The following is a 17,370-nucleotide window of genomic DNA, read 5'->3' as shown; positions in this document are numbered from 1 at the left end:
CTAGCCGGCTGCCGGTTCGGGGGCGGCGATAAGGGTCTGGGACGCAAAGCGAGTGGCGTCGGTGCGCTGTATGGCCACCCGCATCACCGAGATCAGGTAGTCGATGTCCACCGGCTTGGACACATAGTCCGAGGCCCCGGCCTGGATGCATTTCAGCCGGTCCCCCTTCATGGCCTTGGCCGTCACGGCGATCATCGGCAGATTGGCGAAGTTCGACAGGGAGCGGATTTCCTTCATGGTCTCATAGCCGTCCATGTCCGGCATCATGATGTCGACCAGAACGACGTCGACCTCGGGATGCTGACGCAGGAGGTCGATCCCGGCCCGACCGCTCTCCGCATAGTGGAGATCGACGCCGAACTCCTCGAGGGCGCTGGCCATCGAGAAGATGTTCCGGATGTCGTCGTCGATGACCAGCACGGTTCGGCCCGTGAGAATGGCGTCCTCCTTGCGGGTCTGGGCCAGGGTCGCGCGGGCCGAGTCCGACAGCCGGTCCGTCGGCTCATGCAGCATGAGGGTGGCCTGTTCGACCAGTTGGTCCGGCGTCCGGGCCAGCCGCAGATAGCCCGCGAACACCGCCAGCCTCAGCCGACGCTCGTCCTCCGCCGACAGGGCGCCGGCGGCATAGACGACCGCGGGACGGTCCGCCGTCTTCAGATAGTCGATCAGCTCGCCCACCGAGGCGGCGTCGACCTCGATCACCAGACTGTCGCTGGGCAGGGCCGGCAGCTTGGCCAGGTCCTTGAGGCGCGCAACGCGGGTGACGGCGCCGAAGCCCGCCTCCAGCGTCGCGACCGCCTCGGCGCCCTTGCCGACAAGGACCAGACGCCGCTCCGACGTCGCCACGAAGCGGCGAACCTCATCGAGGCCGGCGACCACGCCTTCCCGATCGACCGGCTTGGCGGTGAAGCCGAAGGCGCCGATGGCCAGACCAAGCCCGGCCTGATCGTCGGCGGAGATGACATGCACCGGGATGTGGCGCGTCTCGGGGGTCCGTTTCAGCAGGTCGAGCAGCGCCAACCCGTCCATGTCGGGCAGGCCGACGTCGAGCATGATGGCCTGTGGCGCATACCGTAGGGCGAGCGACGCCGCCGTGATCCCTTCGCGGGTGATCACGCCCTTGAAGCCGCAGTCGTGGGCGAGCGCGAGCAGGATCGACCCGAAGCGCGGATCGTCCTCGACGATCAGCACCACCGCATCCTCGGGCGACAGGGTCTCGCGGTCGTCGGTGACCGGCTCGACCACGTCCTCGACCATTTCGGCGGGCGCGCTGCGGACCGTGACCTGTTTCATCGGCTCGCGGGTCGATGGAGCCTGGGCCAGGGCCGGGGTGAAGGCCAGCGGCAGGTACAGGGTGAAGACGCTGCCCTGATCGGGCTCGCTTTCGACCTTCAGCTCGCCGCCGAGGGTGCGGGTGATCTCGCGGCTGATGGAAAGACCCAGGCCGGTCCCGCCGTATTTGCGGCTGGTGGTGCCGTCGGCCTGCTGGAAGGCCTCGAAGATGATCCGTTGCTTGTCTTCCGGAATGCCGATGCCGCTGTCCTGGACTGAGAAGGCGACGACGCTGTCGGCAGCCGCCAGATGCTCGTTGCCGGGCGTCCAGCCGCTCTCGACCCGGGCGACGCGCAGAGCCACGGACCCCGCCGCCGTGAACTTGAAGGCGTTCGACAGCAGGTTCTTGATGACCTGCCGCAGGCGCTTGTCGTCGGTGTAGATCGAGGCCGGCAGGGTCGGGTCGATGTCGATCGTGAAGTCCAGCTTCTTGTCCTGCGCCAGCTGGGCGAAGGTCCGCTGCATCTGCTCGCGCAGGGAGGCGAACGGGGTGTCGCTGACGTCCAGGGTGACGGTGCCGGACTCGATCTTGGACAGGTCGAGAATGTCGTTGATCAGGCCCAGCAGGTCCGAGCCGGCGGCGTGGATGTTTTTGGCGAACTCGACCTGTTTGAGCGTCAGATTGCCTTGCGTGTTCTCGCTCAGCATCTTGGACAGGATCAGCAGGCTGTTCAGCGGCGTGCGCAGCTCGTGGCTCATATTGGCCAGGAACTCGGACTTGTATTTCGACGTCAGGGCCAGCTGTTCGGCCTTTTCCTCCAGCGCGAAACGGGCCTGTTCGACCTCCCGGTTCTTGGCTTCCACCTGCTTGTTCTGGGTCGACAGCAGGATCGCCTTGTCTTCCAGCTCGGCGTTGGACTGCTGCAGTTCCTCCTGCTTGGCGCGGAGCAGTTCCTCGGACTGACGCAGGGAGGCCGCCTGCTGCTCCAGCCGGTCGTTGGTGGTCTTGAGTTCGCCCTGCTGGACCTGAAGCTCGGCGGTCAGCAGCTGCGACTGGGACAGCAGCCCCTCGGTGCGCATGTTCGCCGCGATGGTGTTCAGAACGATCCCGATCGACTCCATCAGCTGGCTCAGGAAGGACTGGTGGGTCTCGGAGAACTCGCCGAAGGTGGCCAGCTCGATCACCGCCTTGACCTCGCCTTCGAACAGGGCCGGCAGGACGATGATGTTCAGGGGCGCGGCGCTGCCCAGGCCTGAGGCCACCCGAATGTAGTCCTGCGGCACATTGGTCAGAAGGATGCGCTCCTTCTCCTTGGCGCACTGGCCGATCAGGCTCTGCCCCATCCGGAAGGTCTTGGACAGCAGCTCCCGCTCGGTCGAGGCATAGGCGGCGGCGAGCACCAGGATCGGCTCCTCCTCGGCGTCCCGGTCGGAGACATAGAAGACCGCGTGCTGGGCGTTGATCAGCGGCGCCAGCTCTGACAGCACCATGTTCGACACCGTGGCCAGGTCGCGCTCGCCCTGCAGCATGCGGGTGAACCGGGCGAGGTTGGTCTTCAGCCAGTCCTGCTCGGTGTTCTTCAGCGTCTGATCCTTCAGATTGCGGATCATCTCGTTGATGTTGTCCTTCAGCGCCGCGACCTCGCCCGAGGCCTCGACGGTGATGGACCGGGTCAGCTCGCCCTTGGTCACCGCGGTCGAGACCTCGGCGATGGCTCGGACCTGGGTCGTCAGATTGCCGGCCAGCTGGTTCACGTTGTCGGTCAGGTCGCGCCACAGGCCCGCGGCGCCGGGCACCCGCGCCTGGCCGCCCAGCTTGCCTTCGATGCCCACCTCGCGCGCCACGTTGGTGACCTGGTCGGCGAAGATGGCGAGGGTCTCGATCATGCCGTTGATGGTGTCGGCCAGGGAGGCGATCTCGCCCTTGGCGTCGACGGTCAGCTTGCGTTTGAGGTCGCCGTTGGCCACCGCGGTCACGACGTCGGCGATGCCGCGCACCTGACCGGTCAGGTTGGCGGCCATGGAGTTCACATTGTCGGTCAGGTCCTTCCAGGTGCCGCCGACGCCTTCCACCCGCGCCTGCCCGCCCAGCTTGCCCTCGGTGCCGACCTCCTTGGCCACCCGCGTCACTTCCGAGGCGAAGGCGTTCAGCTGGTCCACCATGACGTTGATGGTGTTCTTCAGCTCCAGGATTTCGCCCTTCACGTCGACGGTGATCTTCTTGGACAGGTCGCCCTTGGCCACCGCGGTCGTCACTTCGGCGATGTTGCGCACCTGACCGGTCAGGTTGCCGGCCATGAAGTTCACATTGTCGGTCAGGTCCTTCCAGGTGCCGGCGACGCCCTTCACGTTCGCCTGGCCGCCCAGCTTGCCCTCGGTGCCGACCTCGCGCGCCACGCGGGTCACTTCGGAGGCGAAGGCGTTCAGTTGGTCGACCATGGTGTTGATCGTGGATTTCAGCTCCAGGATCTCGCCCTTCACGTCCACGGTGATCTTCTTGGACAGGTCGCCGTTGGCGACGGCGGTGGTCACCTCGGCGATGTTACGCACCTGACCCGTCAGGTTGTCGGCCATGGAGTTGACGTTGTCGGTCAGGTCCTTCCAGGTGCCGGTGACGCCGGTCACCTGCGCCTGACCACCGAGCTTGCCTTCGGTCCCCACTTCGCGCGCCACCCGCGACACTTCCGAGGCGAAGGCGTTCAGCTGGTCCACCATGACGTTGATGGTCGATTTCAGCTCCAGGATCTCGCCCTTCACGTCGACGGTGATCTTCTTGGACAGGTCCCCGTTGGCGACGGCGGTCGTCACCTCGGCGATGTTGCGCACCTGGCCCGTCAGGTTCGCCGCCATGAAGTTCACGTTGTCGGTCAGATCCTTCCAGGCCCCGCCGACGCCCCGGACGTTCGCCTGACCGCCCAGCTTGCCCTCGGTGCCGACTTCCCGCGCCACCCGCGAGACTTCGGACGCGAAGGAGTTGAGCTGATCCACCATGACGTTGATGGTCGACTTGAGCTCAAGAATTTCACCCTTCACGTCGACGGTGATCTTCTTGGAAAGGTCGCCGTTGGCCACGGCGGTCGTGACCTCGGCGATGTTACGCACCTGACCGGTCAGGTTGTCGGCCATCAGGTTGACGTTGTCGGTCAGGTCCTTCCAGGCGCCGGTGACGCCCTCCACCTGGGCCTGACCGCCCAGCTTGCCGTCGGTGCCGACCTCCTTGGCCACCCGCGTCACTTCCGAGGCGAAGGCGTTCAGCTGGTCCACCATGACGTTGATGGTGTCCTTGAGCTCCAGCACCTCGCCGCGGACCTGCACCGTGATCTTCTTGGACAGGTCGCCCTTGGCCACGGCGGTCGTGACCTCGGCGATGTTACGCACCTGACCCGTCAGGTTGTCGGCCATCAGGTTGACGTTGTCGGTCAGATCCTTCCAGGTGCCGCCGACGCCTTCCACCCGCGCCTGGCCGCCCAGCTTGCCCTCGGTGCCGACCTCGCGCGCCACCCGGGTCACTTCCGAGGCGAAGGCGTTCAGCTGATCGACCATCGTGTTGATGGTGGACTTGAGTTCGAGGATTTCGCCCTTCACGTCGACGGTGATCTTCTTGGACAGGTCGCCCTTGGCCACCGCGGTGGTGACTTCGGCGATGTTGCGCACCTGACCCGTCAGGTTGGCCGCCATGAAGTTCACATTGTCGGTCAGGTCCTTCCAGGTGCCGGCGACGCCCTTCACGTTCGCCTGACCGCCGAGTTTGCCCTCGGTGCCGACCTCGCGCGCCATCCGGGTCACTTCGGAGGCGAAGGAGTTGAGCTGGTCCACCATGGTGTTGATGGTGTTCTTGAGCTCCAGCACCTCGCCCTTCACGTCCACGGTGATCTTGCGGCTCAGGTCGCCGTTGGCGACGGCGGTGGTCACCTCGGCGATGTTACGCACCTGACCCGTCAGGTTGGCGGCCATGAAGTTCACATTGTCGGTCAGGTCCTTCCAGGTGCCGGCGACGCCCTTCACGTTCGCCTGACCGCCCAGCTTGCCCTCGGTGCCGACCTCGCGCGCCACCCGCGTCACTTCGGAGGCGAAGGAGCCGAGCTGGCCCACCATGGTGTTCACGACCCGGCCGATGCGCAGGAACTCGCCGCGCAGGGGCTGTTCCTCGTTCTCCAGATCCATGGTCTGCGACAGGTCGCCCTTGGCCACGGCGCCGATCACCCGGGCCATTTCGGCGGTCGGGTGAACCATGTCGGCGATCAGGGTGTTCACCGCGTCGACGCTGGCGGCCCAGGATCCGGTCGCGCCCGCGACCTTGGCCCGATGATTGATCTTGCCTTGCCGCCCCACAATTTCGCCGAGTCGATTGAACTCCCTGCTCATTCCGTCGTTCAGCTCAACGACGTCGTTGAAGGCCTCGGCCAGATCGCCGTCCATTCCGGTGAGATCGTCCGGCAGCCGGACGGAAAAATCCCCGCGCCGGAACGCCCGAAGCGCGGCGAGAAGCTGGCGGTTATCGAGGGTCGGTTGAGCCACGGCGGCAGCGGTCATCATGCGCTCACTACAGACAGGGCCGGGGCCCGGAAATCGGCCTGAACCCGCAAGCAGCGAACACGTGGGACACGACGATCGGCGCGTCTCCGCTCCGAAGCCCGACCTGAATGTAGCGCTGTCCCCGTAAGCCCCAACCAACCCAAACAAACCCGCTAACCCGCCGTCGGGTTCCGTACGCCGGCGAAAACTTCACGGGTTGCGCTGCGGACCGGACTCGCTAGCTTCTCGCCGCTGAACCCGATGCCGAAAACGCGGCGACACCGGAAAGGCCCAGTGGCTTCAAACACCCTCGGCGACGACCTGATCTCTTTCATCGACGCCGCGATTCCGTCCGTCTGGGCGCTCGACCTGATGATCCTGATGCGCAGCGAAGCCGGGCGCGGATGGACGTCGGAGGCCCTGATCTCGACCTTGCGCGCCAGCGATCAGATCGTGGCGGAAAACCTCAGGTCCCTCGAGCGTGCCGGGGTTGTGGTTTCGGAGGGCGCGGCCTGGCGATACGCGCCGCCCGCGTCGATCGACGCCCTTTGCGTGGCGATCGAAGCGACCTACCGTGACCGTCCGGTCTCGGTCGTCAACGCGATCATCCGACGCCGGACTGATTCGCTCGCGACCTTTGCGAACGCCTTCCGCCTTGGGGGAAAGAAGACGTGATCGGATCAGGTCCACAGATCGTTTATGGCCTGTGCCTGCTCGCCAGCACGGCGTGTGCGGTCTTGCTCAGCCGCGCCTGGTGGACGAGCCGCCAGCCCTTGCTGTTCTGGAGCGCGATCTGTTTCGCCCTGCTGGCGCTCAACAATCTGTTCGTGGTTCTGGACATGGTGGTCTTCGCGGACATCGACTTCACCCTCGCCCGTCAGATCAGCGCCCTGGCCGCCGTCGCCACCCTGCTCTACGGCTTCATCTGGGAGAGCGAGCGATGAACGCCCTGGCGCCGGGCGCGATCGTCATGGGCTATGCCCTGGCGAGCCTGTTCTTCCTGAAGTTCTGGCAGAGAACGCGGGACGGCCTGTTCCTCGCCTTCTCCGCCGCCTTCCTGCTGATGGCGGCGACGCCCTGCCTGACCGCGCTCCTGCAAATTCCCAAAGAGGAGCAAAGCCCCTTCTATCTGCTCCGGCTGATGGCTTATCTCCTGATCATCGGCGCCATCACAGCGAAATCCTTGAAGAAGAACCAAAATCCGGATTCATAGGCCCCAAGGGGGCAAAGGATTCTCGCGGCGATCGGGCGCGTGCCCATTCCGAAAGTCCTCCGGCAGGCGGACGACCCGAGGCATGAAGCGGCAGGGGAAACAGTCCGCTTCGGCCTCGAAGCGGAGGCGGTGTCGCGAAACGCCGGTGCGCCGGCCCGTGCTGAAGATTCCGCCGAACCCTCACCCTCTCAGGATGGAAGGCTGTCCAGCGCCGCGATCACCGCGGCTACGAAAGCCTTCGTGGTCCCCTGCCCGCCCACGTCGGGGGTGCGGGCGCCCGCATCCGCGAGGGCCTGATCGAGCGCCCGGTCGATCCGCCGCGCCGCCGAGCAGAGGCGGTCATCTCCGTCCCGCCGCCCACGCCAGTCCAGAAGCATCGCGGCCGAGAGGATGAGCGAGGTTGGATTCGCCGTTCCGGTTCCCGCGATATCGGGCGCCGAGCCATGCTGGGCCTGGGCGACGCAGACCTCCTCCCCGACGTTCAGCGAGCCGCCGAGGCCGAGGCCGCCGGCCAGTTCTGAGGCCTGATCCGACAGGATGTCGCCGAACATATTGGTGGTGACCATGACGTCGAACCGGCCCGGATCGCGGATCAGCAGGGCCGCCGCCGCATCGACGATGACCTCATCCAGGGTCACATCGGGATAGTCGGCCGCGACCGATCGGACCTCGCGCAGGAACAGGCCGTCGGTCATCTTCAAGACATTGGCCTTGTGAACGGCCGTGACCTTGCAGCGCCGTCCGCGTGCGAGCTCGAAGGCGGCCCGCGCGACCCGGCGGCTGGCGGCGGCGGTGATCTTTCTGACCGACAGGGCGGTGTCCGGATCGGTCATGAACTCGGGGACCCCGGCGAACATGTTGCGGTCGGCGTAGAAGCCTTCCGTCGCCTCACGCACGATCACGAGGTCCATCTCTGCATATCGTGAAAGCCCGGGGCGACTCCGGCAGGGCCGGATGTTGGCCCCGAGGGCGAACCGTGTCCGGAGGACGCCCGAGGGATTGGGACCGCCCTGGTCGACGGGCGGATAGTCGTAGTGGGACACCGGACCGAGGATGACGCCATCCACCTCGGGCACACGCGCCAGCACCGCGGGCGGCAGGGTCGTTCCCTGGGTCGCCAGGCTGGCCAGCCCGATCCCGGCGATCTCGATGTCGAGGCCGAGGTCCATGGAACGATCGACGGCCGCCAGCACCTCGAGTGTGGCGGCCGTGATTTCGGGTCCGATACCGTCGCCGGGCAGAACGAGAATTCGCATGTTCGTTCTCTCCGGCGACGGCCCCGGCCCGTCAAGCGCGTGGGGGAGTTAGAAGCGCGCCTTGACGCCGACGAAGAAGGTCCGGCCGATGATGTCGTAGGTGCCGGAGTCCGTCGTCAGCGGTTGGCCGCTGACGAACGGCGGGGCTTCATCGGTGATGTTGGTGAAGCCGGCGGTGAAGTCGTACCGGTCATTCAGATGCAGGGCCGCGTTCAGGTCGAAGTAGCTGTACGACGGCACGCCGGGCGTCGCCGAGGCCGGGTTGGCGACCTTGTCCTGATGGATCATGGCGTCGATGTAGCGCCACGTCGCGCTGATCGTGAACGGCCCGTTGGTGTAGCCGATCGAGGTGTTGGCCTTCCACTCGGGGTGGGCGATCTGCGGGCTGACCGACGAGTTGCCGATACTGCCCGCATAGTCGAGGACCGGCGAGCCCGGCAGCGAGGCCACATTGAAGCCGAGCAGATAGGTCACCGTCGAGTGCAGCCGCACCGAACCCCAGCTGGGCGACAGGCCCAGGGCCTCAAGCGGGAAACCCCAGTCGACCTGGGCGTCGATGCCGTCCGTCTCATAGGTCGCGATGTTCAGCGCCCCTTCACGAGCGAAGGAGATGGCGCCGGAGCTGCTGTCCCGGCTGAACTGCTGACAGAAGACGTTGCTGGTCGAGTAGGTCGGGTTGCTGACCCCGTCGCTGTTGAAGCAGCGCGGGATGATCGTGGTCAGCGCCAGGTTGCCGATCGCGTCGCTGATGCTGATGTTGTAATAGTCGATCGACAGATTGAACGACTGGAACAGCGGGCTGTCGAACTTCGGCGAATAGACCGCGCCGATCGTATAGCTGTCCGCATTCTCAGGCGTCAGATTGGGGTTTCCGCCCGACGATCCGAAGACCGTGTCATTGGTATAGACATAGGTCGGATAGAGGGCTGCGGGCACGCCCTGGGCGAGGCACAGGGCCTGGACCTGGGAGGCGTTCGCCCCCGTGCGATAGACACTGCGGCTGTCGCAGGGGTCGCCGGAGGTCGGCGGCGCGCCGATCGCGTTCGAACCCGTGATGGTCGGCGCATAAAGCTCGCCGAGGCTGGGCGCGCGAATGGCGTGCTGGAAACCGCCACGGAGCAGCAGGGAGTCGATCGGCTTCCAGCTGAGGTCGGCCTTGTAGGCGCTGACGCCGCCGAAGCCGGTGTAGTCGGCATAGCGATAGCCCAGATCGAGGGTGGCGCTGTTCCCCAGGATCCAGTCCTGGAATAGCGGGATCGAAAGCTCGCCGAACACCTCCTTCACCGTCTGGGTCCCGCCGGTGGGCACCGACGAGTCGAACGAGGGCGTGTCGCCACGCGCCAGAGCCGAGTCCGGCTGATAGTCGAAGCTGTTGCTGCGGTAGTCGACGCCCAGGGCGAAGCTCAGGTCGCCCGCCGGCAGGGTGTACAGCGGACCCGTGATCGAAGCTTCGAAGACCTTCTGTTCGGTGATGCTGGAGTTGTGGTTGTTGCGCACCGCGTACTGGCGGCAGGCGGCGCTCAGCGGGACGTTGCCGAACGGATTATACGCGAAGCCGACGCAGTTGCCGGCGGTGCTGGTGTAGTTGGCGGTGCCGTCCATGATCGTCTGGAAGGCGGCCTTGGAGACGTCATTGAACTGGACGTTGGCGTAGTCGGTCCGGCCGAAGGAGCCGTAGACGTCAAAGTTCCACGGCGTGCCCGGGACAGCCCCGCGCAGACCGGCGACGGCCTGGTAGACGTTGTAGTCGAAGGTCTGCTCCCGGTTGCCGGCGAAGGCCAGCAGCTTGGTCAGATTGAGCGGCGCGCCGGAGGGGCCGGGCCGGGAGGCCAGCAGGGCCTGCATCGCGGGGTTGCCGGTGATGAAGGGGCTGTTGACGGGGACGCGGAAGTACTTCCCGGGGCCGGACGAACCCGGCGCCGAGCTGTCGAACCCGCTGGAATGCATGAAGTTGAACAGGCTGTAGGCGGTGATGTCGTCGGTCAGGCGATAGTCGAACTTGGCCATCGCATTATGCTTCTCGAGCGGAACCTGCACCGAGAAGTAGTTGCCGAGGGCGACCGAGACCTGGCGGCAGTTGTTGGTGATGCCCAGCCCGACCAGCCCCTGATCCAGGCCACGGTAGTTCTGCACGCAGTTCGAGCCGGCCAGGGTCGTGAAGATGGTGCCGTCGGTATTGACGCCGATGGCGCCCGTGTAGAGACCGGTTCCGCTGATGGGCGTCGTGCCCGGATAGGTCGCGAGAATGGCGTTGACGGCCGCGATGGTCGGCTGGGAGCCGCCGAACTGGCCGGCCTCGATCAGGCCTTCCGGCGGCCGCGCCAGCAGACGGATGTTCTGGAAGAAGGGTCGCGTCGAGCCCGACACGCCTTCGCGATCGGCGTATTCATAGGCCAGAATCGCGCTGCCGCGGTCATCGGCGAAGTCGGACCCGATGACGGCCGTGAATTGATTGGTGGCGCCGTCGCCCTGGGTGGTGCCGCCGCGGCGGTAGCTGAGCTCCACGCCGTTGAAGTGGCTCCGGAGCTTGAAGTTCACGACGCCGGCGATGGCGTCCGAGCCATAGGCCGCCGAGGCGCCGCCGGTGATGACCTCGACAGTGCCGATCATCGAGGTCGGGATGGTGTTCAGATCGATGGAGCCGTTGGGGTTCTGGGCGACGAGGCGGCGGCCGTCGAGCAGCACCAGCGAGCGGTTGGAACCCAGACCGCGAAGGTCTGAATAGGATTGGCCGCCCGAGAAGCCGGTCCGGGCCTGGACGTCGCCGACCTGTGACACGCCCTGGGCCGCGGCGAACTGGGGCAACTGGCCGATCGCCCGGTCGAGCGTGGGCTGCCCGGCCGAAGAGAGAACTTCCTCGCCGACGGTGACGATCGGGCTGGAGGACTGATAGTCGCGGCGAGCGATCCGCGACCCCGTGACGATGATCTCTTCCACCGTCGTCGCTTCATCGGTCGCCTGGGCGTCCTGCGAGGGTTCCGGGAGAGCGGTCTGGGCGACGGCCGGAGACGTCAGGGTGAGAAGGCATGCCAGCGCCGCAGCCGAGATCGCCAGTTGCGAGCAACCTTCGGACAATGGGCGGCGACGGCGCGGGCTCAAGGCATGCGGCGTCGTTTCCCCACGAATGGTCATTGTAGTGCCTCCCTAGTTCTTCTTTTTCGATGCCGGTCCTTGTGGCCGACATTGCAACGTTAGGCCTGCTTTCCTGTCACCAACCTGTCACCGCTGATGATCATCTGAAGCATACTTTGCGAGGCGCACGGCGAGCCACGGACCGACCATCATGATGACCAGGAAGCGCACCACCTGAAGCGCCATGACGAAGGGCGCATCCGCGGCGCTGGATGAGGCGATGACGGCGATCGCATCCATGCCGCCCGGGCTGGTGGCCAGATAGGCCGTCAGAGGATCAATCCCGGTGAACCGTACAAGCAAAACCGCCATGGCGCCGCCGAAAGCGAGCAGCACGGCGCTGGCGAGCGCGAGGCGCGGCAGGGCGCGCGCCGACAGCAACAAGGTCTCACGGGTGAAACCGAGGCCGATGCGCCAGCCGATCAGGGCATAGGCGGGAATCATCGCCAGACGGGGCGGATCCACTCGCGCGATGTCCGTCAGGTTGAGAAAGGCGCCGAGCGCCATCGTGCAGATCAGCGCTCCGGCGGGAATCCGCAGCCACCGGCCGAGCAGGATGCCGGCCGCAACAACCGCTGCGGACAGTCCAAGCGTGTCCAGGGCCAGCCCCTGTGACCAGCCGGCGATCAAGGGCTGGCGCGCGACATGTCCGGTGAAAACAAGGGCGACGACCGAAGCGAGACCGGCGACCATCACCACCCGTAGATAGACCATCACCGCGACCAGCCGGGCATCGGCGCCCCAGGCCTGGGCGAGGATCACCATCGCTGTCGCGCCGCCCGGTGACGATCCCCAGATCGCGACCGTACCCGGCACCACACGCCAGCGCGCGAGCAGATAGCCCAGTAGTCCGCTGGCGAGAATGGTCGCCACGGTCGTCGCCAGAAACAAGGCCCAGTCCCGGGCAAGGGTGAGGAAGATTCCCGGCGTGATGGCGTGGGCGATCAGACATCCGACCAGGGCCTGGGCGATGACCGACAGGCTCTCGGGCGGCTTCAACCGCATACCGCCGGCGGCCAGGCCGATCGCGACGAGCATCGGCCCCAACAGCCAGGCGGCTGGGAGCAGCAACAGATCGAGACACAGGGCCAGGGCGACGGACGCGCCGCCCAGGACCAGCCAGTCGCGCGCCGCCCCCGCTCGATTCAAGGTGTCGAATACAAGGGGAAGACCCCCAGCAGCAGCGACGCCAGGAAGAAGACGACGAACGACCCGCACGCCCATTTCAGGGTGAAGCGCTGATGCTCGCCCATCTCGATCCCCACCATGCCCACCAGCAGATAGGTCGAGGCGACCAGGGGGCTGAGCAGATGGATCTGCTGCCCCACCAGAGCCGCGCGTCCCATCTCCTCCGCGCTGATGCCGTATTGCGCACCGGCCTGCGCCAGGATCGGCAGCATTCCGAAATAGAAGGCGTCATTGGAGATGAAGAAGGTGAAGGGCGCGCTGATCATCGCCGTGATGGGCGCGAGATAGGGACCCAGGGCCGGCGGGATGTTCGAGGTCACGGTCATGGCCATGGCGTCGACCATATGGGTGCCCGAAAGGATGCCGGTGAAGATCCCGGCCGCGAAGATCAGCCCGCCGACGGCCAGAGCGTTGCCGGCATGGGCGGTCAGCCGGTCACGCTGGTCGGCCAGGGATGGGAAGTTGATCATCATCGCGACGGCGAAGGCCAGCATGAACAGGACCGCCAGCGGCATGATACCGATAACCAGAGCGACCATCAGGGCGACGGTCAGCGCGAGATTGACCCAGATCAGTCTGGGACGCCGCGCCTCGGGATGGCTCTCTTCGTCTTCAGCCAGAATGGTTTCGCCGCTGGCGTCCTCATCAACGGCTTCGGGCGGCAGCTTGGCCAGGCGGTTGCGTTCGTGGATTCCGAAGCGGTAGGCGACGAACAGGACCCAGACGGCGGTCAGGGCCATCGGCAGGATCAGGGGCACGAAGATGGCCCCGGCGTCGAGCTTGAGCACGCTCATGACCCGGGCCGTCGGGCCGCCCCAGGGGAGCAGGTTCATGACCCCGCCGCTCATGATGACCACACAGGCCAGCATGCGGGGGTCCATCTTCATATGCCGATACAGGGGGAGCATGGCCGCGATGGTGATCATGTAGGTCGTCGCGCCGTCGCCATCGAGAGACACGACCAGCGCCAGAATCGCCGTTCCCATCAGGATCCGGACGGGATCGCCCTCGACCAGCCGCACGATCAGCTTGATCAGCGGGTCGAACAGACCGACGTCGATCATCAGCCCGAAATAGAGAATGGCGAAGACCAGCATCACGCCGGTGGGGGCCAGATCCTTGACCCCCGCCATCATCATGTCGCCCAGACCCGCCGCAAAGCCCGAAAGGATGGCGAAGGCGGTCGGAACGAGGATCAGGGCGATCAGCGCAGACATGCGCTTGGTCATGATCAGGGTCATGAAGGTCGCCACCATCGCGAAGGCGATCAGTGACAGCAAACCGTAGTCCGGACCGGTCATCAGCGCGGGGCCCGTGTGGAAGACGCGGTCTTGACCGGCGCGGCCTGGGCCGTCGGCGGGTTTGCAGGTTTCAGCATCGTTCCTCCCGAAGCGCGGACCGGTACATGCCGGGCCGTCTGCCGCTCATTTGCCCTGCGAACCTGTCATGACGCTGTCACCGACGCACGGACTCCGCGGAGACGATCACAGCGGCGAAAGTGACGGTGGCGCGGAGCCCGGAGCCCGACGGCCCGGCGTCAAGCTCGACCTCCGCGCCGATGGCGCGCGCCAGTGAATCGACGATGGACAGCCCCAGCCCGCTGCCAAGAGCCGGATTCCTGTGCAGCCGGGCGAAGCGCCCGAAGACAGTCGCGCGCTTGTCCGGTGGAATGCCGGGACCGTCGTCCTGAACAATCACCCTGACGCCGGCGTCGGTGTTTTCCAGCCCGACCCAGACCTGCCCCCCTTCCCGGTTATGCTTGATCGCATTGTCGATGAGGTTGCCGATCATCTCGACGGCCAGCATCTGGTTGGTCGACACCGGCCGCGCGCCTGGCAGGCGTTCGAATGTGAAGTCGATGCCGGCGCGCACCGCGGCCATGGCGTGTTCGGCCGCGGCGACGGCGGCCACCTCATTGGGGTCCACGGCTGATACGTCGACCCGCGACTGATCCGCGCTGTCAGCCCTCGCCAGGGCCAGCAGCTGGACGATCAGATGCTGAAGTCTGTCGCTGGCCTGGCTGATATCCTCGATCGACTGCCCGGCCTCCGCGCTTCCGGGGCGCGCCTGCCGCAGCAGGGAGATGTGGGTGCGCAGGATAGACAGCGGCGTCCGCATCTGGTGCGACGCGTCGGCAGTGAAGCGTCGTATTCCGATGATCGCGGAATCCAGTCGCGCGAGCATGGCGTTGAAGGCGCCTACGAGATCCTGCAGTTCGGTGGGCACCTGATCGAGCGAGAGGGGCGCGAGATCCGACGCCGCGCGACGATCCATCTCGCTTTGAACCCGATGTAGCGGGCGCAGTCCCCAGCGGATCGCCAGAGGCAACAGCGCCAGGGTGGCGCCCATGAGCACCAGCTCAAGGACGATGAGCCCGCCGAGCAGACGGTGGGAAATGCGCTGTCGGGCCCCGAGAGTCTCCGCCACCTGGACGATCACGACGCCGTTGATCTGGGGCAGTCGTCGCGCCTCGGCGACGATGCGCACGGGCTTGCCGAGATAGACCGCGTCGCCGAAGACCACACGGGTATCGCCCAGATCCGGCGGCGCGACATTCGGCAGATCGGCATAGCCGGTCAGGATTTTTCCGTCATGGCGCACGCTGTAGTAGACATTGTCCCGGGCCGCGTCTTCCAGCATGCCAAAGATGGCCGGCGACAGGTTCAGGCCGATCGCCCCATCCTCGACCGTCAGGGAATCGATGATCGCGCGTGACGCCGCGCTCAGGATCCGGTCGTTGACCGCCTGCACCGATTGATTGATGACCCACGCGGCTCCGATCCCGAGGATCAGGGCCAGCGACATCACCGGAACCACCATGCCGCGCAACATGCGCGAAGACAGTGACGGTGCGTGACGTTTGACGGTCGCTCCGCCCGCGGTCACGGGACCTCCAGCACATAGCCCAGGCCGCGGATCGTGCGGATGCGCGGGCCGTCGGGCTCCAGCTTGCGTCTCAGGCGCGCGACATAGACCTCGATGGCGTTGGGAGCGACGGCCTCGTCATAGCCGAACACCTCTGACGTCAGCCGCTCCTTGTCCACGACCTTGCCCACACGCGCGGCAAGCCGTTCCAGGACCGCCCACTCGCGTCGCCGCAGATCGATTGGACGGCCGTCGATCTCCACGGTGGCGCGGACGGCGTCGATGACCAGTTTGCCGATCGTCACGACAGCGTCCGCGTCGCCGCGGGCGCGACGCAACAAGGCCCGGATCCGGGCTTCCAGTTCGCTGGGTTCGAAGGGTTTGAGCATGTAGTCGTCGGCGCCGGAATCCAGCCCGGTCAGTCTGTCCTCCAGGGCGTCCCGGGCCGTCAGGATGAGGACCGGGGTCTTGTTTCCCGCTGAACGCAGCTTGCGGAGAACGTCCAGTCCCGACATCGCGGGCAAGCCGAGATCCAGGGTGATGAGGGCATAGGGCTCATCTGAGGCCATCACCCAGGCGGCTTCGCCGTCCATGGCGATGTCGATCGTGTATCCCGCGGTCCGGAGGGTGGCCGCCAGTCCTCGCGCCAGCGATTCATCGTCCTCAACCAGCAGAATTCTCGCCACGACCTGTATCTGCCCCTGCGTTGACTCGTCGGGACTATAGGGCGAACTCTGCGGCTGGCGATATCTCGACGAACGATCGAGAATCCGGGAGACGTCGATACCCTTGCCTATGACGCGGTCACTGCTGGCGCCCCTCATCGCCGTCGGCGTCGTCGTAGCGGCGCTGGCGGCATGGATCGTCGTGCCGATGGTGACGCGCGAAGACTTCACAGCAGCGGCCGATCGCGAAGGCGCCGTCGAGATCTGGTCGACAACCGACAGCGACCGGGTTCAGGAGCTGCTCGCCGACTTTCGCCGACTGCATCCCCGGATCAAGGTCACCTACACCGATCTGCACGGCGGCGATCTGCAGGCCGATTTTCTCCGCGCGGCCAAGGCCGGAAACGGCACGGCGGACCTGCTGTGGAGTTCCGCGATGGATCTGCAGATCAAGCTGGTCAACGACGGCTACGCGATGGCCTACGCCTCTCCTGAAGCCCCTCACCTGCCCGACTGGGCCAAGTGGAAGGACCAGGCCTGGGGTGTCACCGCGGAGCCGATCGTCATCGTCTATAACAAGAAGCTGATCGCCGCTGACCAGGTTCCCGACAGCCACGTCGCCCTGCGCCGCTTCCTTGAGTCCGACGCCGCTGCGGGACAGCGCGTCGTCGCCACCTATGACCCTGCACAATCTGCGGTCGGTTATCTCTATCTGTCGCAGGACGCCCAGGCCTCCAGCGAAATCTGGCGTCTGGTCCAGGCCATGGGACGTGACCGGCTGGACCTCTACACCTCCGCCGAAGACATTCTGCGCGAGGTTTCGGCGGGCAGGGCCGCGATCGGGTACAATATCGCCGGCTCCTACGCCCTCGACGAGCTGCCGAACCAGCCCGATCTCGGCGTTATCATGCCGCAGGACTATACGCTGGTGATGTCCCGGATCGCCATGATCCCCAGCACGGCCCGGCATCCTGCTGCTGCAAGGGTGTTTCTGGACTTTCTGTTGTCCCGGGCCGGTCAGGAACGGCTGGCCCAGAGGCACATCACGCCGGCGCGTCTCGACGCGGGCGCTCCTCCCCTGCTCAGCCGTTCGGTTCCACGGCGTGCGATCCGCGTGGGACCGGGCCTGCTCGTCTCCGAAGACCGTTTGACCCGGGCGCATTTCCTCTCGCTCTGGAGAGAGGCGGCAGCGCCGCCCGCCCCTGAGGTTGCCTCCCGCGGAAGGGCGCCGAGATAATCTGGCGGTTGACTGACAGCCCCGCCA

General features: G+C 66.0%; 11 protein-coding genes. 4 read left to right on the top strand and 7 right to left on the bottom strand.

The window, feature by feature from the left end; translation table 11 throughout:
- Positions 1-5,805 (bottom strand): HAMP domain-containing protein, encoded by a 5,805-nt coding sequence (locus ACW172_RS18235; RefSeq protein WP_492032840.1) that lies wholly within the window; start codon positions 5,803-5,805, stop codon positions 1-3.
- A 276-nt stretch (positions 5,806-6,081) separates the two neighbouring features.
- On the opposite strand from ACW172_RS18235, the gene ACW172_RS18230 reads away from it, so the two are divergent.
- Genes ACW172_RS18230 through ACW172_RS18220 form a run of 3 tightly spaced genes read left to right on the top strand, consistent with a single transcriptional unit; the run spans position 6,082 to position 7,000 of the window.
- The gene (locus tag ACW172_RS18230; RefSeq protein WP_492032839.1) at positions 6,082-6,462 is read left to right on the top strand and encodes a hypothetical protein; all 381 of its coding nucleotides are present in this window, start codon (positions 6,082-6,084) and stop codon (positions 6,460-6,462) included.
- Positions 6,459-6,731: a DUF5985 family protein gene (locus ACW172_RS18225; protein WP_492032838.1), complete on the top strand. Its 273-nt coding sequence runs from the start codon at positions 6,459-6,461 to the stop codon at positions 6,729-6,731. The genes ACW172_RS18230 and ACW172_RS18225 overlap by 4 nt, the downstream gene beginning before the upstream one ends.
- A complete protein-coding gene (locus ACW172_RS18220; RefSeq protein ID WP_492032837.1) occupies positions 6,728-7,000 on the top strand; it encodes a DUF5985 family protein in 273 nt (90 codons plus the stop codon). The genes ACW172_RS18225 and ACW172_RS18220 overlap by 4 nt, the downstream gene beginning before the upstream one ends.
- Before the next feature lie 188 nt (positions 7,001-7,188).
- Here the strand turns inward: ACW172_RS18220 and ACW172_RS18215 are convergent, their stop codons facing one another.
- The 6 genes from ACW172_RS18215 to ACW172_RS18190 form a co-directional block, all read right to left on the bottom strand.
- Positions 7,189-8,256 carry an isocitrate/isopropylmalate dehydrogenase family protein gene (locus tag ACW172_RS18215; RefSeq protein WP_492032836.1) on the bottom strand — a complete coding sequence of 356 codons (1,068 nt, stop codon included), beginning with the start codon at positions 8,254-8,256 and terminating at the stop codon, positions 7,189-7,191.
- Between the two features lie 48 nt (positions 8,257-8,304).
- A complete protein-coding gene (locus ACW172_RS18210; protein ID WP_492032835.1) occupies positions 8,305-11,388 on the bottom strand; it encodes a TonB-dependent receptor domain-containing protein in 3,084 nt (1,027 codons plus the stop codon).
- Between the two features lie 87 nt (positions 11,389-11,475).
- Positions 11,476-12,612 carry an AbrB family transcriptional regulator gene (locus ACW172_RS18205; protein WP_492032834.1) on the bottom strand — a complete coding sequence of 379 codons (1,137 nt, stop codon included), beginning with the start codon at positions 12,610-12,612 and terminating at the stop codon, positions 11,476-11,478.
- The gene (locus ACW172_RS18200) at positions 12,534-13,877 is read right to left on the bottom strand and encodes a CitMHS family transporter (protein ID WP_492032833.1); all 1,344 of its coding nucleotides are present in this window, start codon (positions 13,875-13,877) and stop codon (positions 12,534-12,536) included. Before ACW172_RS18200 ends, ACW172_RS18205 begins: the two co-directional genes overlap by 79 nt.
- A 154-nt stretch (positions 13,878-14,031) precedes the next feature.
- Positions 14,032-15,462 (bottom strand): sensor histidine kinase, encoded by a 1,431-nt coding sequence (locus ACW172_RS18195; protein ID WP_492032832.1) that lies wholly within the window; start codon positions 15,460-15,462, stop codon positions 14,032-14,034.
- Entirely contained in the window at positions 15,459-16,127 is a 669-nt protein-coding gene (locus tag ACW172_RS18190; RefSeq protein ID WP_492032831.1) for a response regulator, read from the bottom strand. Before ACW172_RS18190 ends, ACW172_RS18195 begins: the two co-directional genes overlap by 4 nt.
- Before the next feature lie 109 nt (positions 16,128-16,236).
- Between ACW172_RS18190 and ACW172_RS18185 the strand changes: the two genes are divergently transcribed.
- The gene (locus ACW172_RS18185) at positions 16,237-17,343 is read left to right on the top strand and encodes an ABC transporter substrate-binding protein (protein ID WP_492032830.1); all 1,107 of its coding nucleotides are present in this window, start codon (positions 16,237-16,239) and stop codon (positions 17,341-17,343) included.
- The last annotated feature ends 27 nt before the right edge of the window (positions 17,344-17,370 follow it).

This window comes from Brevundimonas sp. ALps5 (assembly GCF_058681645.1).
Note: the sequence above shows the minus strand (reverse complement) of the source record. Positions and strands in the feature narration are given on the sequence as shown.